We start from the raw sequence: 511 nt of genomic DNA on the forward strand, positions 1-511 counted from the left end.
CAGCGAGGGGGCCGGCTGGAGCCGACGGCGGCGACGCGGCGCCCCACAACGCAGGCGACGCTGCCGTCGGCGGACCATGCGGCGGAGATCGCGCGTTTGCAGCGGGAGAACGAGCGGCTGCGCATGGAGCGCGATATTTTAAAAAACTGTCCGGCACCGTGGCGCGCCTGTGCGGCTTAGAAACGGCCTTGTGTTATTGTCGCGGCTGGGAGGGTAGCGGCCGTTAGATTATTGGAGGCACAATCCCCGTTAAAAAACGTGGTCCATGGGTGCATGCGAACTTGAGAGTGGTGACGTCGCCCTGGCGGCGATCCCGATTAGGAAGATGACGATTGGCATAGCCCAGACCCTCCTGCTCGTCATTGATTGGAGGACTGCCATGCCCAAGAAGACGACCGGCGACCGACCGGAACTGAAGTTGGTCAACGTCGGGACCGCCGCCATCGACATCGGATCAAGGATGCACATGGCCGCGGTGAACCCTGCTTGCACCGACGAGCCGGTGCGCTCT

1 pseudogene is annotated in these 511 nt (G+C 63.0%); it reads left to right on the forward strand.

The features are described 5' to 3' along the window. A pseudogene (locus tag SO139_RS46420) lies at positions 1 to 180 on the forward strand (hypothetical protein); the annotation flags it as partial. Positions 181 to 511 lie beyond the last annotated feature (331 nt).

Source organism: Bradyrhizobium sp. UFLA05-89 (genome assembly GCF_059803475.1).